The organism is Myxococcus sp. XM-1-1-1 (assembly GCF_020037095.1).
In the GTDB taxonomy this organism is placed as follows: domain Bacteria; phylum Myxococcota; class Myxococcia; order Myxococcales; family Myxococcaceae; genus Myxococcus; species Myxococcus fulvus.
The window spans coordinates 249,877-271,373 of sequence record NZ_JAIQDH010000005.1 but is presented as its reverse complement, the minus strand read 5'-3'; the positions used below and the strand labels follow the sequence as shown (position 1 = coordinate 271,373).

General features: G+C 69.8%; 7 protein-coding genes. 3 read left to right on the top strand and 4 right to left on the bottom strand.

Annotated elements, in window-relative coordinates; all coding sequences use genetic code 11:
- Positions 1-19: 19 nt before the first annotated feature.
- Genes K8640_RS13440 through K8640_RS13430 form a run of 3 tightly spaced genes read right to left on the bottom strand, consistent with a single transcriptional unit; the run spans position 20 to position 15,647 of the window.
- A complete protein-coding gene (locus K8640_RS13440) occupies positions 20-8,914 on the bottom strand; it encodes a non-ribosomal peptide synthetase/type I polyketide synthase (protein WP_223747401.1) in 8,895 nt (2,964 codons plus the stop codon).
- Positions 8,911-13,449 carry a type I polyketide synthase gene (locus K8640_RS13435; RefSeq protein WP_223747400.1) on the bottom strand — a complete coding sequence of 1,513 codons (4,539 nt, stop codon included), beginning with the start codon at positions 13,447-13,449 and terminating at the stop codon, positions 8,911-8,913. Before K8640_RS13435 ends, K8640_RS13440 begins: the two co-directional genes overlap by 4 nt.
- Positions 13,446-15,647 carry a beta-ketoacyl synthase N-terminal-like domain-containing protein gene (locus tag K8640_RS13430; protein ID WP_223747399.1) on the bottom strand — a complete coding sequence of 734 codons (2,202 nt, stop codon included), beginning with the start codon at positions 15,645-15,647 and terminating at the stop codon, positions 13,446-13,448. Before K8640_RS13430 ends, K8640_RS13435 begins: the two co-directional genes overlap by 4 nt.
- A gap of 209 nt (positions 15,648-15,856) precedes the next feature.
- Here K8640_RS13430 and K8640_RS13425 point away from each other — a divergent pair, with 209 nt between their 5' ends.
- Both K8640_RS13425 and K8640_RS13420 read left to right on the top strand, forming a co-directional pair.
- Positions 15,857-16,993 (top strand): acyl-CoA dehydrogenase family protein, encoded by a 1,137-nt coding sequence (locus tag K8640_RS13425; protein WP_223747398.1) that lies wholly within the window; start codon positions 15,857-15,859, stop codon positions 16,991-16,993.
- Positions 16,990-18,483 carry an amino acid adenylation domain-containing protein gene (locus K8640_RS13420; RefSeq protein WP_223747397.1) on the top strand — a complete coding sequence of 498 codons (1,494 nt, stop codon included), beginning with the start codon at positions 16,990-16,992 and terminating at the stop codon, positions 18,481-18,483. The genes K8640_RS13425 and K8640_RS13420 overlap by 4 nt, the downstream gene beginning before the upstream one ends.
- Before the next feature lie 6 nt (positions 18,484-18,489).
- Here the strand turns inward: K8640_RS13420 and K8640_RS13415 are convergent, their stop codons facing one another.
- On the bottom strand, positions 18,490-19,692 hold the full coding sequence (locus K8640_RS13415; RefSeq protein ID WP_223747396.1) for a PLP-dependent aminotransferase family protein: 1,203 nt from the start codon (positions 19,690-19,692) through the stop codon (positions 18,490-18,492).
- Positions 19,693-19,908: 216 nt separating this feature from the next.
- Between K8640_RS13415 and K8640_RS13410 the strand changes: the two genes are divergently transcribed.
- Positions 19,909-21,495 carry an MBL fold metallo-hydrolase gene (locus tag K8640_RS13410; RefSeq protein WP_141328022.1) on the top strand — a complete coding sequence of 529 codons (1,587 nt, stop codon included), beginning with the start codon at positions 19,909-19,911 and terminating at the stop codon, positions 21,493-21,495.
- The last annotated feature ends 2 nt before the right edge of the window (positions 21,496-21,497 follow it).

Genomic DNA, 21,497 nt, shown 5'->3' with positions numbered 1-21,497 from the left:
GGGCGGACACGGCGGGCTCCTAGTTCATCTTCGAGAGCTGCTCTTCGAGCAGGTGGGCGAGGTGCGCTTCGGACAGGTTCTCCAGTTCGGACGTGCCCTGCTCCGGGGCTTCGGGAGGGGCGCTGGTGGGCGAGGCGAACTCCAGGGGAAGGAACGCGGCGGCGAGCTGCTCCGCGAGCTTCTCGGTGGTGGGGTAGTTGAAGACGAGGGTGGCGGGCAGGGAGAGCCCGAAGCCGCTCTGGAGCCGGTTCTTGAGCTGCAGCGCCGCCAGGGAGTCGATGCCCATCTCGCTGAAGCCTTGCGAGGGGTCGACCGACGCACCGGAGGCCGCGCCGCGAATCCACGCCACCTGCTCACGCAGGTAGTCCAGGAGCAGCTTGCGACGCTGCGTGACGGGCGAGCGTGCGAGTGTCTCCAGGAATCGCGCGCGCTCCACGGTCCGCCCCCGGGCCGCGTCGCGCAGCTCGGCGTCGTAGGGCGAGGAGCGGCCACCGCCGAACACCGCCCAGTCGATCTCCGCGACGCCCACCTGCGCGACAGGGCTCGTGAGCAGCGCTTCCAGTGCCGCCAGCCCCTCGCGCACGGGGAGGCTCCCCCAGCCCGGAGTGTGGGAGCGCGCGCCGACGTCCACGCGGGCTCCGGCGTCTCCCGCCCACACCCCCCAGTTGATGCTGAGCCCCGGCAGTCCGAGGGCTCGGCGGTGATGCGCCAACGCGTCCTCGAACGCCGTCGCCGCGCAGTGGTTCGACTGTCCGGCGGAGCCGACCAGGGAGGCCACGGACGAGAACAACACGAAGTGGTCGAGCGCGAGCTTCGAGGTCAGCCGGTGCAGGTTCCACGCTCCCCTCACCTTGGGCCTGAGCACGTTCTCGAAGCGGGCCCAGCGCTGCTGGCGCAGGACTCCGTCATCCAGCACACCCGCCGAGTGGAACACGCCACCCAGCGGCGCGAGCTCGTCGGAGATCTCCCGGAGCACTGCCGCGAGCGCGTCCTCGTCCGCGACGTCCACCTGTCGGTACTCGACGCGCACCCCGAGCGTGCGCAGTCGCGCCAGCCGCTCGGCCGCCTCCGGCCCCACCGCGCCACGCCCCGTCAGCACGAGGCTCCGCGCGCCCCGATTCGCCAGGAGCTCCGCCGTCAGCAACCCCAGCCGACCGAGCCCACCCACCACGAGATAGGTGCGATCCTCCCGGACAGCGTCAGCGCCCGCCCGCCGCGAGGACGCGGGCAGAACCTCGCGAGCAGAGACCCTGCGCAGCCGTGCGACCTGGCGGCCACCGCGGAAGGCGACCTGGTTGTCCGCCACTTCTGTTCGCGCGTGGAGCTCCCGCGTGAGCGCCTCCACCTGCGCATCCGGTGCGCTCCGTGGATCAAGGTCGACGCACCGGACATCCAGCTCGGAGGACTCGATGGCGACAGGTCGCGCCAGGCCCCAGAGCAGCGACTGTGCAATCCCAGGGAGTGACTGCCCGGTGACGACGGCCTGCGCGCCCCGCGTCACCCACCACACGGCCTGGGAGTATCCACGCTCGATGAGGTAGCGCAGCAGCCCGAGGCCGCCTCCGCATCCGCGCCGCGCGTCCGCGTCGAGGCTCGCCGGGTCGAGGTCCTCCGAATCCGCGCCGTCGAGCCCCCACAGCAGGATGACGTCCGAGAGCGAGGCCGGAAGCCGCAGGGTCCGCAGGGCCTCCGCGAGCACCTCGGGGTCCTCCGGCAACTCGAAGCGCGTGTCGCCGATGGCACGGAACGTCTGGCCGCGGAACGCGATGAAGCAGGTCCGTCCATCCCGTTCGAGTGCTCGCGCGAGCTGCAGCCCCAGCCCACGCTCGTCCGCGAGAATCAGGCACGGTCCGCGCTCCGTCGGAGGGGTGCCCGCCGCCTCCAGCACGAGCGGCTCCCACCGGCGCTCGTAGAGCCATCCATCCAGCGGTGACTGGGTCGCCGGGCTCAACGCTTCCCGACGGGTCCGCTGGAGCTCCAGTCCGAGGACTCGCGCGCACAGCCTCCCCTCCCTCCCGAAGACGTGGACATCGGCGCGAAGCCGCTTCCACGTGGCATCCAGGGGCAGCACCACCGCGTGGCTCCACATCCGCGCGTCGAGTCCTCCGAACAGCTCGAGGCTCTCCACGTTCATCGGCACATAGAGCTCGGAGCCGCTCGACTCCGGATACACGCCGCCCACCACCTGGAGGCACGCATCCAGCAGCGCCGGGTGCGCGAAGAACGCGTCGTGGTCCCCGAGCGCGGCGGGCCTCTCGATTCGGGCCAGGACCTGCTCCGACTGTCGGCGCAGCTCGGTGATGCCCTGGAACTCCGCGCCGAAGTCGACCCCGGACTCTCGCGCCCTTCGATAAGGGTCTGGGATGAGCAGCGCGGCCCGCTGCATCGCGAGCACCGCGTCGTAGCCCGCTGACTCACCAGGCGCCTCTCCCTCGAGTGGGGCGAGGAGCGTCGCGGTCGCATGAAGGACCCACTCGCCTTCCGCGTCATCCATCGCGCGACTGAAGATGCGCGCCGTCGCCGTGCCAGCCTCGTCCTTGCTCACCGAGCACTGCACCCTGCGACGGGAGTCTCCAGGGAAGGTCATCGCCGCGAGCAAGGACAGGTTCTCCAACCGCGGCGCCTTCGTGCCGAGCAGTCGCGCGCCCGCGGCCAGCGCCATCTCGACGTAGGCCGTCGCGGGCAACGTCGGAGTCCCGAAGACGCGATGCTGCCCCAGGAAGGCCTGCGACGAAGGACCCAGCGTCGACTCGAACAGCAGCGCGTCCGCCCCGATCACGGCCCACGGCAGGCGCGCGCCGAGCAGGGGGTGCTCCTCCCGGGTGACGCTCGTGCCCTGAAGCCGCTGCAGCCCCGCGCCCTCTTCCCAGTACCTCTGCCGCTGGAAGGGATACGTGGGGAGCGCCACCTTGCGCCGGGTGAAGCCCGCCTCGAAGGCCGTCCAGTCCACGCGGACGCCTCGGACATACAGCGCCGACAGACTCTCCAACATCTGCTGCCAGCCGCCGTCCTCGGGCCGCAGGCTCGGCAGCCACGCGCACTCCCCTTCCGGAACGCACCGCGCCGCCATGCCGAGCAGCGTCGCCTTGGGCCCCATCTCGATGAACACCCGCACCCCGTCGCGGTACAGGTGCTCCACGCCCTGCGCGAAACGCACCGGGTCTCGGAGCTGGCGGCACCAATAGTCCGGCGTGGTGATGGCGTCCGTGATGGGCTCGCCGGTCATCCCGGAGACCATGGGGATGGCGGGCCGCGTGTAGGAGAGCGTGGAGGCGACGGCCCTGAACTCCGGGAGGATGGCCTCGACCATGACCGAGTGGGCCGCGCGCGGAATGTTCAGGCGGCGCACCTTGAGGCCGCGCGACTCCAGGGCCGAGGCCACCTCCCCCAGCTCGCCAGGGGGACCGGAGACGACCACGTTGTCGGGACCATTGAGCGCGGCGATGGAGCAGCTCCATCCGCCTCGCGCCAGGACCTCGCGCACCTCCGCCTCACCCGTGGAGACCGCGAGGTTTCCTCCCTCTGGGAGCTGATGCATCAGCCGGCCACGGTGGAGCGCCAGCTTCAGTCCGTCCTCGAGGCTGAACACCCCCGCGAGGCACGCCGCCGCCAGCTCTCCCGTGCTGTGTCCGAGCAGGACATCGGGCTGGATGCCCCAGGACATCCACAGCTCGGCCAGCGCGTACTCGAGCGCGAAGAGCACCGGCTGCGCGTAGTCGAACTGGTCGATGGGCGAGTCGTGTCCCGGCTCCGGATAGAGCACGGAGTGGAGCGAGCGTCCCCAGACGTCACGCAGCAGCACATCGAACGCATCGATGCGGCGGCGGAAACCCGGATGCGTCGGATAGAGCTCGCGAGCCGCGCCGACGTACTGCGAGCCCTGCCCCGAGAAGAGGAACGCGACCTTCGGCGACGACCTCGCGTCGAGCACGCCGTGTACCAACCCCGGACGCTCCTCGCTCCTCGCCGCGGCGCCGAGCGAGGCGGCCATGGCACCACGCTCCGAGGCCACCACCGCGAGCCGATGCTCGAAGGCGACGCGGCCCGTGTTCGCGGAGAAGCACACGTCCGCGAGCGACACGTCGGTTCCCTCCAACAGCGCCTGGTACTGGCCCGCGAGCAACCGCAGCGCCGCGTCATTGCGCGCCGAGAGCGTCAGGACATGACGGGGGCGATCCGCGCCGGAGGCCTCGGGCACCTGTGCCGCGGGAGCCTCTTCCACCACCACATGCGCGTTGGTGCCGCCGATGCCGAAAGAGCTGACTCCGGCGCGGCGCGGGCCGCTCGCCACATTCCACGGCGTGGCCTTGTCGACCACGAAGAACGGGCTGTGCTCGAAGTCGATGCGCGGGTTCGGCGCCTCGAAGTGAAGCGAGGGCGCGAGGGTGCGGTGCTGGAGGGACAGCACGACCTTGATGAGCCCGGCGATTCCCGCCGCGCTGTCCAGGTGCCCGATGTTGCTCTTCACCGAGCCCAGCGCACAGGACCGGGACTCCGCCTGCTCACCGAAGGCCCGGGTCAGCGCCGCGACCTCGATGGGGTCGCCCATGGCGGTCCCCGTCCCGTGCGCCTCGACGTAGGAGATGCTCCGAGGGTCGATGCCGGCGCGCTGGTGCGCCCGGCGGACGACGTCGGATTGCCCTTCGACACCGGGCGCCATGAAGCCGACCTTCCGGTGCCCGTCGTTGTTGATGGCGGAGCCCTTGATGACCGCGAGGACCCGGTCCCCATCGGCGAGCGCTCGCTTCAGGCGCTTGAGCACGACGACGCCGGCGCCGCTTCCAGGGAGGGTGCCGCTGGCCCGGGCATCGAACGGCCGGCAGTGGCCGTCCTTCGAGAAGATGCTGCCCTCTTCGTAGAGGTAGCCGACCTTGTGCGGGACCTTGATGGCCACCCCGCCCGCGAGCGCCATGTCGCAGCGTCCGTCGAGCAGCGCGTCGCAGGCCGTCGACACGGCGACGAGCGACGTCGAGCAGGCCGTCTGGAGGTTCAGGCTCGGACCGCGCAGGTCGAGCTTGTAGGACGTCTGCGTCGCCAGGAAGTCCTTGTCCTGGGACACGAGGTCCTGGAAGAAGCTGAGCGGCCGCGTGAGGTCCGGATACGGATAGCGGTAGTGGCTGACGCTCTTGCCCGCGTAGACACCGACGACGGCGTCGCCCGCGCCAGGTGGGTAGCCCGCGTGTTCGAGCGCCTCCCACGAGCACTCCAGGAACACGCGCTGCTGAGGGTCCAGCGAGCGCGCCTCGCGGGGGGTGAGGGAGAAGAAGTCGGCGTCGAACGCGTCGAAGTCCTCCATCACCGCCGAGGCGCGGACGTAGCGCGGGTCCCGGAACGCCGACTCGCTCACGCCCGCGGCCCGCAGGTCGTCATCGGTGAAGGTGCCGACGGACTCGACGCCATCCACCAGGTTGCGCCAGAACGCATCGAGCGTGGCCGCGCCGGGGAAACGTCCGCTCATCCCGATGATGGCGATGTCCCGGTCCTCCTGCGTCGGAGGTACCTCGACGACGGGCGTGGTACGCGCCGCGGTCCCCGGAGCGCCGAGTCGCGCCGCGAGCGAGCGGACCGTCGGGTTCCCGAACAGCTCGACGACGGGGATGGTCAGCGCCAGGGCCTGCTTGATGCGCAGGTGGAGCTGGATGAGGTGCACGGAGTTGGCGCCGAGCTCGAAGAAGTTGGTATCCGGATGGACCGCCGGAATCCCCAGCACGGCCCCGACGGCCTTGGACAGCGCGTCCTGGAGCGCGCGCGTCCCTTCCCCACCCCCTATCGCCGGGGGCGGCCGCGATGCGGTGTCCTGCTTCGCCTGGGCGACCTCGTCGGGGTGAGGCAACGCCCGGCGGTCCACCTTGGCGTTGCGGGTCAGCGGAAGGGCGTCCAGCACGACATACGTCGCGGGCACCATGTGCTCGGGGAGCACGCGCGAGAGGAACTCGCGGACGCGCCGCGTGTCGAGCTCCCGCGCTCCGTCCGCGAGGACGACATACGCGACGAGTCGCTTCTCATGGTGCTCACCGACGGCCCCCACCACGGCGGCGCGGATGTCCGGAGCACGGAGCAGCGCCGCTTCGATTTCTCCGGGCTCGATGCGCTGTCCACGGATGGAGAGCTGGAAGTCGACGCGGCCGAGGAACTCGATGGTGCCATCGGGCAGATACCGGCCGAGATCTCCGGTGCGATAGATGCGCTCGCCCGTGCGAGGGTGGACAGTGAACTTCCGCGAGCCCGCCCCCGCGCCGATGTAGCCCAGGGCCACGCCAATGCCCGCGCAGCACAGCTCGCCGGGGACCCAGACAGGCCGCTCCTCCAGCCGTTCGTCCAGCACGTAGTACCGGGTGTTGGCGATGGGCTTGCCGTACGGAATGCTGCGACGACGCTCGTCCCCCTCCTCGACGGGATGGGTGATGTTCCAGAGCGAAGTCTCGGTCGGGCCGCCGACGCTCACCACCTTCACACCGCCGAAGCGCGCGCGCAGGCGCCCGGGGAGCGTCACGGCGATCCAGTCGCCCCCCAACATCACGAGCCGCAGCGGACACGCGAGCCGGACGTTGCCTCCCTCGAGGTACGTCAGCAGCATCTCCATCATCGCCGGCACGGTGCTCCAGAGCGTGACGCCGTGGCGGGCCATCAGCTCGACCCAATGCGAGGGGTCTCTGCGCCGGGAGGCATCGGGCATCACCACCGTGCCGCCCGCGCTCAGCGTTCCGAAAACGTCGTAGACGGAGAAGTCGTGGTGGAGGGCGCTCAGGGCGATGAGCCGGTCATCCGGTCCGACGCCGTACTTGCGGTTCGTCCACTCGATGGCGTTGACCATCCCCGCATGCGTGAGCATCGCCCCGTTGGGCTGGCCCGTGGATCCGGACGTGTAGAGGATGTGCGCGAGGTCCTCGGGCCGCTGCGCGGTCGACAACGGCGCGTCGGGGTACTCACCGAAGGCCTCGGGGGTGAGGACCAGCACCTGGACGGACCCGGGCCACGAGTCCCGGGCGAACTTCGGCTGGGTCACCACCCGCTCGACGCCGCCGTTGCGCATCATGAAGGAGCGCCGCTCCAGCGGCAGGCCCGCGTCGATGGGCAGATACGCGGCGCCCGAGGCCAGGACGCCGAGCACCGCGACGACCTGCTCCCACCCCTTCTCCATCACCACCGCGACCACGTGATTGGGCGCGGCGCCACGCTCTCGCAGCACATGGCCCAGGCGGTTGGCGCGACGAGCCAGCTCGCCATAGCTCAGCGTGCACCCCTCGGCGACCAGGGCGAGTGCGTCGGGACGCGCGGCGGCGTTCCGGTAGAAGCCTGTGTGGAGCAGCTCACCACTCAGCGGACGGGCCGTGTCGTTGACGCGGGCGATGAGCTCGCGCTGGCGCGGCGGAAGCAGGTCCAGGTCCGCGCGCTCCCAGGCCGCGTCGTCCTCCGCCAATCGGAGGAGCAGCGCGTGGAAGCTGGCGAACATGTCCTCCAGCATCCCGGACGGGAAGAGTTCCTCCGCCACGTCCCAGTTCAGGAAGACGCCGCCCCGCTGGTAGACGATCTGAAGGTCGATCCACACCTGTGGCGTCTGCGTGAGGGCCTCGACGAGCCCGCCGAACGACTCCGCCAGGAAGTCCACCCAATGCGAGTCCCCGCTCCGGGAGTGGGAGGCGAAGCTCGTCATCACCACGGGCATGATGGCGCCGGAGATGCGCCCCTGGGCGCGGAACAGCTCTCGCAGCAGCTCGACGCCGCTCACCTCGCGATGTTCGAGCGCGAGGAGGAGCTGCTCGCGAATCGCCAGCGCGCGCTCGGTGAAGCTGCGCTCCGGATGGTGGTCCACCTCGACCAGCGTGAAGCTGGCGAAGGTGCCGATGATGTCGTTGACCTGGGGGTGGACGGGCAGCCGGTTGAAGTGCGGGACGTTGAGCGTGAAGCGCGGGCCACGGCTCCAGCGGGCGATGACCTCCGCGTACGCGGCCAGCAGCAGCTCGGGTTCGGTCAGCCGGCGTGCGCGGGCCCGCTGCTTGAGCCGCTGCCACACCTCCGCGTCCACGCGCGCGAACCAGCGGCGGAAGCGCGGGCGCCGGAGCGTACGGGGGTCCTTCTCCAGCGGGAGGTCGGGCGCGGGCGGAAGGTGCGGGAGGCGTGCGCGCCAGTATTCGAGCGAGCGCGCGTAGCGGGCACCTCGGGCATGGTGCACGGCGAGCGAGTAGTCCCGATACGACAGCGTGAGGGGCGCGACTGTGGCTTCGGGGTGCCGGTAGAAGTGAACCAGGTCCCGGTAGAGGAGCTGGAAGCTGTACCCATCGATGAAGGTCCCATCGATGCTCATGAAGAGGCGCACGCGGTCGCCGTCGAGCAGACACGCGCGCAGCTCGAACAAGGGCCACTGGTCGAGCGGGAGCACCTGCTGGGACAGCCGCTCGCGGATGGCGACGAGGCGTGCCTCGGCCTCTTCCTGGCCGCGCCCGCGCAGGTCCTCAACGGGCAGGTGGTAGCGAGGGACGGAGGGGAGGATCTGCTGCTGGAAGCCCGGGGCCTCCACGGCGCGCAGCATCTCGTGGCGGTCCACGACCCGGTTCCACGCCTCCTCGAAGCGCGCGAGGTCGAGCCCGGGACAGTCGAGCTCGTTGTACGCGTGCATCGACGCGTTCATCTCCAGCTCGGCCTGTCGGCCCACGCTGTAGGCCTGCTGGAGCTCGGTCATCGGGAACGACAGGTGCCGCTCCTCGGGCCGAGGAACCACCTCCAAGGGAGTGCCTGACAGAGGCTCGTCCCGCTCCGACAGGAGTGCGCGGAGCGCCGCCTTGTGCTCCATGAGCTGTTCGCGCAGGTGCGGGGGAAGCACCCCGTCCGGCGCGTCGACGGCCAGGTGCTCGCCGTCCACGCTCAGCGTGATGCCGTGAGCGGCCAGCGACTGGAGGAGCTCCGCCAGCGTCATAGGAGGACCCGCTTGGTATCGGTGCGCGCCGAGGACACTCCGCCCATCACACTGGCGACGGCGAGCTTCTCCAGCAGCTCGGCCGCCACCTGCCCGATGGAGCCGTCATCCACGAAGCGCTTGAGGGGCAGCCCCACCTCGAGCTCGCCCAGGACCAGGTCGCGCAGCTCCAGCGCCATGATGGAATCGAGGCCCAGCGACTCGAACGAATCCGTCGCCGCGAGACGCTCGGGAGCCAGTCGGCAGACCTGGGCCACCATGTCCTTCAGCCGGGCCTCCATCATCTGGGAGCGCGCGGAGCCCTCCAGCGAGAGCAGCACCTCGCGGAGCTTGCGCGGCTCAGCCTCCGCGGCGGGCGCGCGGACCCGGGGACGGAACAGGGACGAGCGCGCCACGGATGGGTGACTGCGCGCCCAGCGCTCCGCATCGAAGCGGGCGATGGCGCGGACCACGGGGGCGTCCGCGAGCGTGAGGGCCATGGCGGACAGCGCGGCGTCGACGGACATGGGCTCCATGCCGTGCTCGGCGAGTCGGGCACCGCGCCTGGCGTCCGCGGCGGACATGCCGACCTCCGCCCAGCTTCCCCACTGGAGGCTGATGGCGGGCAGCCCCCGTGCGCGACGAAGGTGGGCCAGCGCATCGAGGAAGGCGTTCGCCGCGGCGTAGTTGGCCTGCCCCGGAGCGCCCAGCAACGAGGCGGTCGATGAGAACAGGACGAACTGCTCCAGCGAATCATCCGTGGCCAGTGTGTGGAGGTTCCAGGCTCCGTCGACTTTGGGGCCCAGGACGCGGTCGAAGCTCCGGGGCTCCAGTTGGAGCAGGGAGCCGTCGGCCAGCACACCCGCGCAATGGAAGAGCCCGCCGAGGGGAGGTCCTCCACTGCGCACCGAGCGCAACAGGTCCGCGACCGCCTCGGACTGGCTCACATCGACGGAGAAGACGTCCACCCGCGCTCCCGTCGCGCGCAAGGGAGCCAGGGCCCGACGCGCCTCCGGCGTCTCTCCCATCCGGCCGCAGAGCGCGAGGTGACGCGCGCCGTGGTCCACCAGCCAGGAGGCCAACCTGAGCCCGATGCCGCCGAGCCCACCCGTGATGAGGTACGTGCGGTCCGCTCGCGGACGGAACGGCTTCGTGGAGGGACGACGTCCTTGGGTGAGCGTCGGGACCAGCCGTCTGTCTCCGCGCAGCGCGACCTCGTCGTCCTCCGCGCCGGGCGAGGAGGAGCGACGGAGCTCGTCCACGAGCAACCGCGACGAATCCACCCCTGACACGGAGTCGACGTCGATGCGGAGGCACCGCAGCTCGGGGTGCTCGTAGGCGATGACCCGCCCGAGCCCCCAGAGGGAGGCGCCCAGGAGAGACACCGACTCCGAGCCTCCGCCCACGGCCTGCGAGCCTCGGGTGATGAGGTACAGCCGAGGGGGCCTCTCCAGCGTCGCGCGGGCCAGGGCCTGAACGAGCGAGGTCAGGGCGACGGCCTGGGCCCGGACATCTCGGGGCAAGGACTCGGGGTTTCCGGCGCGAGCCAGGAAGAGCACTCCGCGAAGCGGCTGGTCAGCGGAGCAAAGCTCGCGCAGCAACATCGAGAAGGACGCGACCTGGGTGAAGTCGAGACGCTGGTCGCGAGCCGACACGCGCTCGAAGGCAGCGCCTGGACGCGCCAGCACCACTTCGCCTCCCGCATCGGCCAGTGCATCACGAAGCGACTGGGTGGCCTCCGGTTCCTCGGAGACGATGAGCCAGGTGCCATCCAGTCGGGCCTGCGCGTGCTCCGACTCACGAGGGCTCCACGAGAGTTCGTGAAACAACTCCGCACCCGCGGCGGCATCTTCGACCACCACGGGCGCGATCTCGCCGTCCCACCAGAAGCGCTCGCGCTGCCACGGGTAGGTCGGAGCGACGACCTTCCTCCCCTCCGGGAAGAGGTGCTCGAAGCGGAGAGGGACTCCAGCACAGTAGAGCCTCGCGGCGAGGGTCAGCAGCTCCTGACGGGTCCCCAAGCCGGCCTGCAGCACGAGCACGTCCCGGCCCCGGCGCTGCGCTGCCGCTTCCAACGCTTCGCCGAGAGAGGCCTCACACGCCAGCGACAGGTAGACGGAGGCGCTCCGCTCCATCAACTGTTCGGCGGACAGGTCCACGTCGGGAGCATCCCGGTTCGCCAGGTCGCCAGCTGTCCCGTTTGCTCCCGCGTCCAGCCACGCCTCCTCTCGGAAGGACAGGAAGGCGCACTTCGCCGGACGGACAGGAAGCGAGCCAGGCGGGAGAACCCCCAGGACGCTCCGGAGCGCCTCCTCCACGGTGAGCAGGCCCGCGATGACGGCGGCGGAGATTGAACCCACGCCATGACCGGCGACAGCGGACGGCTCGACGCCGAAGGCGCGCCACATCTCCGCCAGGGCGAGCTGACAGATGAGGAGGAGCGCTGCATCCCCCTCGTGCCCACCCACCGGCTGGAACACCGACTCACCCTGCGTTCTGCCGACGAGGCCATCGCGGCTCTCGCCATGGGGACGGCGCGCAGCCACATCGTCGCGCCCCTGCGCGAGCACCGAATCGCCCGCCTCGCCGACGAAGCCATCGCGCCCGTCGATAGGGCGAAGGCGTGCAGCCGCCTTCGTGCGCTCCTGCTCGGCCACCGACTCGCCCGCCACCTCGTGGGCGAGGCCGTCGCGTTGGTCGGCGGAGCGCAGGTGCCCGGCCTCACGCTCACGCGCAAGTTCGAACACGGACACGCCCGCCACCTGCCGGAAGACGCCGTCGAGCTGCTCGACGTGGCGAAGGAATGCCTGCTCCTGGCCATGCTCCGCGCGCATGCGCCCACGGGCCGCGGAGACGTCATCTCCCAACACGAAGACCACGCCACGTCCGCCCGAGCCCTTGAGCCGCCCCTGGAACGCCCCCTCCCCCTCACGCCCCTCCGAAGCGCGGCGCAGCAGCGCCTGCAGCTCCTCGCGCGTCCTGGCAACCAAGGCGAGGCGCCGCTCGTGGTGCGCACGTCCCGCCCCCGCCGTGAAGCATGCATCCCGGAGGTTCATCCCCGGCAACTGACGCGACCACGCCCCAGCCAACTCCCTCAGCGCGGCCTCGCCACGCGCCGAGAGCGGCAACAGGTAGGGCCCCACATCCGGAGCGGCAGCCACCGTCTCCCGATGCGCTTCGAGCAGCGCATGAGCATTCACCCCGCTCATCCCGAACGAGCTCACGGCGACCCGATGCGGACGACCCACCTCCGGGAGGGACCTGCGCTCGCGGACCACTTCGAGACCGGAGCCTTCCCAGGTGAACTCGGGCGTCGGGTGCTCGAAGTGCACAGCGGGCGGGACCTCCCCCGTCTGCAGGACCGTCACCGCCTTGATGATCCCCGCGATTCCCGCCGCCGCTTCGGTGTGACCGATGTTCGGTTTGACAGAGCCGATCCACAGCGGCCGCGCCGAGCCCCGCCCACGCCCGTAGACCCTGGCAATCCCCTCCAGCTCGATGGGGTCTCCGAGCCGGGTCCCCGTCCCATGGGCCTCCAGGTAGTCCACCTGCCCCGCCTCGAGTCCCGCGCGCTCCAGCGCGAGCCGATACAGCGACTCCTGCGCTCGGACATTGGGCACCGTCAGCCCACCGCTCGCGCCATCATGGTTCGTCGCCGTGGCTCGAATCGTCGCGAGGATTCGATCTCCATCCCGGACGGCGTCCCGCTGCCGCTTCAGGATGATCACGCCACATCCCTCCCCCTGCACCATCCCGTCCGCGTCACGGTCGAAGGCGCGGCAGGTCTGGCGAGGAGAGAGCGCCCCCGCCTTGGCCAGGAACACACTCAGATGCGGCGCCAGGAGGAGCTTCACGCCGCCCGCGATGGCCACCGTCGACTCGCCCGCGCGCAGGCTCTGGCAGGCCAGATGCACCGCGACCAGCGAGGACGAGCAAGCCGTGTCCACGGCCATGCAGGGCCCCTCCAGGCCCAGCAGATACGAGAGGCGCCCGGCGACATAGCTCGCGTCCACGCCCGTCGAGTAGTGCGCGTCGACGCGCTCCAACCCACCGTCCGCGATCAGCGCGTAATCCCGAGCGTGGATGCCGGCGAACACGCCTGTCCGCGTCCCCGCGAGCCGGTGCGGCGAGAGCCCCGCGTCCTCGAGCGCCTCCCAGCTCACCTCCAGGAAGAAGCGCTGCTGCGGGTCCATCCCCTCCGCCTCCCGTCGGGAGATGCGGAAGAACTCCGCGTCGAACCGGTCGACGCCTTCCACGAACGCCGCCCGGCGCATCGTCGTCCTGCCAGGCGCGGACGGCTCAGCGTCATGAGCGCCCCGCAGCGCTCGACGCTCTGCGGGGACGTCCGTCACCGCGTCACCCGAACTCCAGAGCAGCTCACGGAAACGTGCGGGATTCGAGGCTCCGCCTGGAAACCGACAGCCCATCCCGATGATGGCGATGGCGCCGTCGTCAGCCCGGGCGACAGCCCCGAGCTTGCGCTGGAGCTTCTCGATGGTCAGCAAGGCCTGCTGCAGCGGCGTCAACTCCACGCCCGCACCGTCCTCGCGGCTCATCCCTCCACCTCCTCGTGGTCGAGCTCCGCGAGCTTCCGCGCAATCAGCTCGCGGGCCTGCGCCTCCGACAACCCGGAGATGCGCTCCACCAGCCCCGCGTCCTCGTCAGACGCCCGAGCGCCCCCCGCCCGCGAATCCAGGAGCCCCTGCAAGCCCGTCGCCAGCGAGTCCAACCGTGGATGCTCGAAGAGGAAGGTCGTCGCCACCGCCACGCCCAGCTCCCGCGTCAGCCGACCCGAGAGCATCACCAGGGACACCGAGCTCATTCCCAGCTCGAACAGCGTCCGCCCTCGCCAGTCCAGCTCCGCGGGCTCCACCTCCAGCACCGCCGCCACCTGCCCCTGGAGGAGCTCCAGCAGCCGGGCCTCGCGCGCTGGTGTGGTTCCCTCCCGGAAGTCCATTCCCGTGGCCGTCCTGGGCACGGGCGCCTCGGCGGACTCCGGCCTCGAACGCGAGGGAGCACGAGACACCACCTCGGGCGAAAGCCACTCCGGCCACAAACGCTGTCTCTGAAAGGGATAGGCCGGAAGACTTACACATCGTCCTTCGAGCCCTGGGAAGGCCTCGCGGCAAACCCTGCCTTTCTCCAGATAGGTCCGCGCCGCCTCGACCCAGTGGCTCGGCAGGCCCTCCTCCACCCAGAGGGTCTGTTCCGGAGAACCGATGAATGCCTTCAGCATTCGCATCAATCCTTCCCGCCCCCCGGCGAGCATCGCGGCACGATGGCGATGGTGCTGCCGCTTGAACATCGCGGTAAAGCAGACATCCCCGAGCCGGACAGCAGAGTCTGCGTTCTCCGAAAGGAAATCCAGAACCTGCTGGGACTGCTGCCTGAGTGCCTCCGGGGTCAGCGCGGAGAGCACCAGGAGGTGGTTCGACGAGATGGCCGCAAGCCCTTGCATGAGAGGGAATTCCGGGGCGGACTCCAGGACGACAAAGGCATTGGACCCACCCAGGGAGGTAGACACGACGCCAGCGCGTGCGGGTCGACCTGCCCCGCGGTCTGACCAGGCCTCCAGGCGTGACTGGATTTGCAGCCCCAGCTCGTCGAAAGCGAGTGTGGGATTAGGGGAATCCACATGAATCGTCGGCGGCCAGGTGCGGTGGTACAAGGACAGACAGACCTTGATGAGCTGCGCGATGCCAGCCGCCGCCCCCAGATAGCCCAGGTTGTTGCTGATCGCGCCCAGCCGGCAGGGCTCCGAGCGCGCGCCACCCAGCGCCTCGGCGATGGCGATGGCCTCCGCCGCGTCGCCCTTGAGGAAGGCCGAGCCGTGCAGCTCCACGTAGTCCAGGCTGGCGGCCTCCACGCCGCCCCGTGAGCAGGCCTGACGGATGACGTCCGTCTGCGCCTCGATGCTGGGCGCCATGATCCACTCGTTCCGGCCGTTGTGGTTCACGGCGCTGCCGCGGATCACCGCGTACACGCGATCAGTCGGGTCCACCCGGGACAGCGGCTTGAGGACGAGCATCCCGGCGCCCTCGCCACGGATGTAGCCATCCGCTCCGGCATCCAGGGTCCGGCACTCCCCGCGCGCCGACAGCACCCCGGCCTGGGAGAGCATGATGCTGCTGTCCGGAGAGAGCATCAGCTCCACACCACCTGCGAGCGCGCAGTCCACTTCTCCCAACATCAGACTTCTACAGGCCTCATGTACGGCCGTCGTCGACGAGGCGCAGCCCACGCTGGAGCAGGTGCTGGGCCCCCGGAGGTCGAACGCATGGGAGATGCGATTGGCCGCGAAGGACGGTGTGGACCCCAGCACGGAATACCCATCCAGCGCCCCCCAGTCCCGCGCCAGCATCCGCTGGAAGTCATTGAAGTTGACCCCGACGAAGACCCCGGTGCGGCTGCCTCGGAGGGAATCCAGGGGGATGCCCGCGTCCTCCAGCGCGTGCCACGCGCACTCGAACAGCACGCGGTGCTGGGGATCCATCTGCCGCAGCTCCCGCTTCGACAGACGGAAGGCCTGGGGATCCGCCGATGCGACGTCCTCCAGCAGTCCAGCGCGCCAGTGGCGCACCTTCCCCGGAGTGGCCGGGGTGGGGTCATGGAGCAAGCCCTTCTCCCAGCGGGAGGTCGGGATCTCTCGGGTGGCGTCCAATCCCTCGCACAGAAGCCTCCACAGGCTCCGCGGACACTCGGCCCCAGGAAATCGAAGGCCGATGCCCACGACAGCGATTGCCTCGTGTCGCATTGCACAAACCCTTAACGCACCCGGAATCTCCAGGTCAAACATTGCGAATCACATACCAGACAATCAAAACAGACCCAACCCGACACACATGCAAGCCAAGGCAACCCGGGGGATTCTTGACGATTCACACACACCAGGGTGAAAGTCTTCAGACGCCCACGAATCTCACGGCGCGGCTGGCCCATCAACCCCTGACGACTCAGGACCGCATGGACTTCAGCTTTTCGAGTGAACAGGTGGAGCTGTACGACAGCGCTCTGTCGTTCGCGAAGTCGGAGTTGAGCGCGGAGGCCGGCGGCCATGAGGGATTCCCGAGGGACCTTTGGCGCCGATGCGGTGAGTTCGGCTTCCTGGGCCTGCCCGTGCCCGAGCACCACGGAGGGCTCGGGCTGGACACGTTGACGACGGCGCGGGTGATGGAGGCGCTGGGACGCGGATGCGCGGACACGGGGCTGGTCTTCTCCGTGGGGGCGCACCTGTTCGCGTGCGTGCTGCCGGTGCTGGAGTGCGGCGACGAGGCGCAAAAGCAGCGCTACCTCCCCCGGTTGTGCGCGGGAGCGTGGGTGGGCGCCAACGCCATCTCGGAGCCGGAGGCGGGCTCGGACGTCTTCGCGCTCAAGACGCGGGCGGTGCGCGACGGCCACGACTACGTGCTCGATGGGAGCAAGAGCTACGTCACCAACGGGCCGGTCGCCGACGTGTTCCTGGTGTACGCCGTCACCTCGCCCTCACACGGCTACATGGGCTTGAGCGCCTTCCTCATCGAGAAGGACACGCCGGGGCTCTCGGTGGGACGGCCCTTCCAGAAGATGGGCCTGTCCACCTCCCCCATCGCCCCGCTCTATCTGGAGAGCTGTCGGGTGCCCGCCTCCGCGCGGCTCGGAGAGGAAGGCCAGGGCGCGCCGATGTTCAAGCGCTCGATGCAGTGGGAGCGGGCGTGTCTGTTCGGCGCCTATGTCGGGTTGATGGAGCGGGTGCTGGAGCAGACGGTGGACTTCGCCCGACAGCGCAAGCAGTTCAAGCGGGCGATCGGAAAGAACCAGGCCATCTCCCATCGGCTGGCGGACATGAAGCAGCGGCTCGATGCGGCGCGACTGCTCCTGTACCGGGCCTGCTGGCTGATGGACCGCGGGCAGGACGCGGCGATGGAGGTGTCCCTCGCCAAGCTGGCCATCAGTGAGGGGGCGATCCAATGCGGCCTGGATGCCATCCAGATCCACGGAGGCCTGGGCTACGTGGCCGAGGTGGGCATCGAGCGCGTGCTGCGTGACGCCATTCCCAGCGCCCTCTTCTCCGGCACCTCGGAGATGCAACGCGACATCATCGCCAGTCACCTGGGCCTATGACGCTCGACCAGATTGTCATGCGCGCCGCGGCGCGGAACCCCGGGGCCATCGCCGTCAGGGGGCCCGATGAAATCCTCACGTACGGACAGCTCGACGCGCTCGCCAACCAGGTGGCGCGGGTCCTCCAGGAGCTGGGGGTCCAGCGCGGCGACCGGGTAGGCCTGTGGACCGAGAAGTCGGCGCGAGCAGTGGCCGCCATGCAGGGCATCGCGCGGCTGGGCGCCGCCTATGTCCCGTTGGATCCACTGAACCCGGCCGCGCGCACGCGGCTCATTCTCGACGACTGCCGCATCGACGTGGTGGTGACCAGCGCCGCACGTGCATCCGAGCTGCGCAACGGGGGCCTCGACCGTCTGCGCTTCCTGCTGGTGGACGACACGGGTCCTGCGCGCGCATGGACGAACCTGGGCAACGTCTCCCCGGAGTCGCTGCCGGGGCATGGCCTGGACGACCACGCGCTGGCCTACATCCTCTACACCTCCGGCTCCACGGGCACGCCCAAGGGCGTGTGCATCAGCCAGCGCAACGCCCTGGCCTTCATCGAGTGGAGCCATGCGCTGCTGGGCACCACGCCGGAGGACCGCTTCAGCAACCACGCGCCGTTCTTCTTCGACCTCTCGGTGCTGGACCTCTATGCGGCGTTCCTCGGGGGCGCCTCCGTCACGCTCATCCCGGAGGCGCTGGCCTTCACGCCGAAGAAGCTGGTGGAGCTGGTGCTGCGCGAGCGGTTCACCGTCTGGTACTCGGTGCCCTCCGCGCTCATCCTGATGATGTCGGAGGGAGGACTGCTGGAGCACGAAGACCTCCCGTTCCGGACGGTGCTGTTCGCGGGCGAGCCCTTCCCCATCCGCCACCTGCGCCCACTGAGAGAGCGCCTCGCCACCGCGCGGTTCTTCAACCTGTACGGTCCCACGGAGACGAACGTCTGCACCGCCTACGAAGTGGGCGACATCGCCCCCGAGCGCACCGAGCCGGTGCCCATCGGACATGCGAGCTGTGGTAACCGCGTCTGGCTGGCGGACGAAGCGACGCAGCCGGGCGTCGGAGAGCTGATGGTGGAGGGGCCCACGGTGATGCTGGGATACTGGGGTCAGCCGCCACAGGAGGCGCGGCCCTACGCGACGGGGGACCTCTGCCGTCAGCTTCCGGATGGCGGGTTCGAGTACCTCGGTCGCCGCGACAACATGCTGAAGGTGCGAGGGCGGCGCATCGAGCCGGGCGAAATCGAGACGGCGCTGCTGACCCATCCAGCAGTGCGGGAGGCAGGGGTCGTCACCACCGAGTCCGGCCTGGACGCGCGACTGGTGGCCTTCGTCGTGGCCGTCGACGGCACGAAGCCCACCCTCCTCCAGCTCAAGAAGCACTGCGCCGAGCGACTGCCCCGGTACATGATCATCGACGAGCTCCGCGTGCTGGCGGAGCTGCCAAGGACCCAGAACGGCAAGCTCGACCGGCGAGCGCTCCGCGACCTGGCGCCGCGGCGCACTTGACGGAGCTCACCCCTCCCGCAGCACCTCACCCAACCTGCGCACCGCCTCGGTGATCCGCTCCGGCGCGCAGGCGGAGAAGTTCAACCGCAGGCCATGCGACGCCGAGCGTCCACCGCTCACCGCGAAGGCCTGTCCCGGCAGGTACGCCACCTGCTGCGTCTCCAGCGCGCGTGACAGCAACACCGTGCTGTCCATCCCCTCGGGCAGCTCCACCCAGACGAACATCCCGCTCGTGGGCGTCGTCCACGTCGCCCCTGCCGGCAGCTGCGTCTCCAGCGCCTTCAGCAACGTGTCCCGCCGCAGCCGGTACTCCCGCCGCAGCGTCGCCAGATGTCCCTCCAATCGCCCCGACTGGAGGAACGCCAGCACCATCCGCTGCGGGAAGGTCGTCGTGTCGATGTCGCTCGCCTCCTTCACCGTCGCCAGCCGGAACACCATCCACTCCGGCACCACCACCCAGCCCACCCGCAGCGCCGGCGCGAGGATCTTCGAGAACGAGCCGACGTAGAACACCCACTCCGACTCCCACGCCTTCACCGGCGCGAGCGCCCCGCCCTCCTCGTAGTGCAGGAACCCATACGCATCATCCTCGATGACCGGCATCCGGTACTCGCGCGCCAGCCCCGCCAGCCGCTCCCGAGCCTCCCGCGCGAGGCTCGTCCCCAGCGGGTTGTGCCCGTCGCTCATCGTGTAGAACAGCGCCGGCCGCTCACCCGCCGCGAGCAGCGCCTCCATCCCATCCAGGTCCAACCCCGTGCGTGCATCCCGCCGCACCGGAACCCGACGCACGTCGTAGGGCGCGAGCACCTGCTGGAACCCCGAATACACCCGGTCCTCCAACAACACGCTGCGCCCCGGCTCCAACAAGAGCCGCGCCAGCAGGTTCATCCCCTGCTGCGCCCCTGTCGTCAGGAACACCTGCGCCGGCGAGCACCGCACGCCCCGCTTCGCCATCAGCGCCACCACCTGCTCGCGCAACGGCTCCAGCGTCGCCGAGTACTGCAACGCCTGCCCCTGCTCCGCCAGCACCCGCGCCGCCGCCTCCGCCATCCCCTCCGTCGGGAACAGCTCCGCCGCCGGCAACCCCAGGGCCAACGAGTACACCCCCGGCCGCGTGATCTTCTGCAACATGTCCTGGATGGCGGACGGCCCCAGCCCCCGCGCCCACGACGCCACCGGCAACTCGGCCACACTCGACGGAGCCTTCACGATGTCTCCACGTGATGACGCGCAAAACCTGCGCACTCTTGAAACTCCGCCGCAATCGTAGCGCACGGGAAAGCCGAGCGAGCAGGAAGCCACACCCGGAAGACACACCCCGCGTGGGCCCGGAGCCCTACTCGCGCTCGGCGGGCGGCCAGCCGTCACCTGGGGCTTCCCAGTCTCCGAGCCCTCCTCGATAATCGAAGCTCGCCTGGAGAACCGATGCTGGACCGACCGATGTACCTCAAGCCCAACGTGGCGATCGAGCCGCTGTACAACCAGTGGTACGCGTGGTGGTACCTGCTCTCGCCGGCCACCGCGCCCCTGTTCGTCACGAACCTGCACCAGAAGCTGATGCAGTCCTTCGTCGCGAACCCGGACGTGCACGTGGCCGCGCTGAAGAACCCCATGTTGATGGGCGGCCCCTTCATCAACCACCCCACGGCCAAGGCCCCTCGCGTGAAGGAGCTCCTGGAGCGCACGCAGAAGGAGCAGGCCCACATGCTCGCCTACACCAAGGCGGTGGGCGAGCTGGAGCAGCTGCTCGCGCCCAACAACGGCGGCTCGCTCGAGGCGCTCTACGCCAAGGTGCCCGACCTGCTGCGCGGCTACGTGGAGCTCACGTACGACCTGAGCAACCGCGCCAGCGCCCGCTTCATCGAGCCCCTGCTCTACAAGAGCCGCTTCTACCAGGAGTCCTCGCAGAGCGTGACGCTGTCCCAGGTGGACGGCGACTGGCGCCCGTACATCTTCAGCACGCCGCGCCTGGAGGAGGACACGCCCATCTGGCTCAACGTGCCCTTCCGTCACGAGGGCCTGGACGCGCTGTTCCGCATGCGCCACACGCCGGGCTCCCCGGGCCAGGTGGCGGAGATGCTCGGCGTGCCGTCCAAGGCCGCCGCCGCGTTCGCGGACCTGTTCACCGACGTGGTGCCGCGCAAGGCCGCCCGCTATGACGGCGAGGGCGTGCGCGTGCGCTACTTCGGCCACGCCTGCGTGCTGCTGGAGACCAAGGAGGTGAGCATCCTCACCGACCCCGTCATCAGCTACGAGTTCCCCACGGACCTGCCGCGCTACACCCACGCGGACCTGCCCGAGCACGTGGACTACGTGGTCATCACCCACGGACACGCCGACCACCTGATGATGGAGACGCTCATCCAGCTGCGTCACCGCGTGGGCACCATCATCGTCCCGCGCAACAACGGCAACTCGCTGGCGGACCCCTCGCTGCGGCTGATGCTCCAGGCCACGGGCTTCAAGAACGTGGTGGAGATCGACGACCTGCAGGAGATTCAAATCCCCGGCGGCTCCATCACCGGCCTGCCCTTCATCGGCGAGCACAGTGACCTGGCCATCCAGGCGAAGACGGCGCACCTGGTGCGGCTGGGCGGCAAGTCCATCCTGATGGCGGCGGACTCCAACGCGCTCGAGCCGCGGATGTACCAGCACCTGCGCGAAATCATCGGGCCCATCGACATCCTCTTCCTCGGCATGGAGTGCGAGGGCGGCCCGATGAGCTGGATGTACGGCCCGCTGCTCACCAACCCGCTGCCCCGGAAGATGGACCAGGCCCGGCGCCTCAACGGCTCCGACTGCGCCCGCGCGTCGGAGATCTCCAACTACCTGACGCCCAAGGAGGTCTACGTCTACGCCATGGGTCAGGAGCCCTGGTTGCGCCACGTGATGATCCTCGTCTACGACGAGACGGCGCCCCAGCTCATCGAGTCCAACAAGTACCTGGAGCACTGCCGCGCCAAGGGCATCCAGGCCGAGCGCCCGTACGTGCGCATGGAGCGCGTGCTCTAGCG

Excerpts from the sequence above, each read along its gene's own strand:
- K8640_RS13440 (WP_223747401.1), bottom strand. The coding sequence starts at position 8,914 with ATGACGCTGGCGGAGCTCCTCCAGTCGCTGGCCGCTCACGGCATCACG.
- K8640_RS13435 (WP_223747400.1), bottom strand. The coding sequence starts at position 13,449 with ATGAGCCGCGAGGACGGTGCGGGCGTGGAGTTGACGCCGCTGCAGCAG.
- K8640_RS13430 (WP_223747399.1), bottom strand. The coding sequence starts at position 15,647 with ATGCGACACGAGGCAATCGCTGTCGTGGGCATCGGCCTTCGATTTCCT.
- K8640_RS13425 (WP_223747398.1), top strand. The coding sequence starts at position 15,857 with ATGGACTTCAGCTTTTCGAGTGAACAGGTGGAGCTGTACGACAGCGCT.
- K8640_RS13420 (WP_223747397.1), top strand. The coding sequence starts at position 16,990 with ATGACGCTCGACCAGATTGTCATGCGCGCCGCGGCGCGGAACCCCGGG.
- K8640_RS13410 (WP_141328022.1), top strand. The coding sequence starts at position 19,909 with ATGCTGGACCGACCGATGTACCTCAAGCCCAACGTGGCGATCGAGCCG.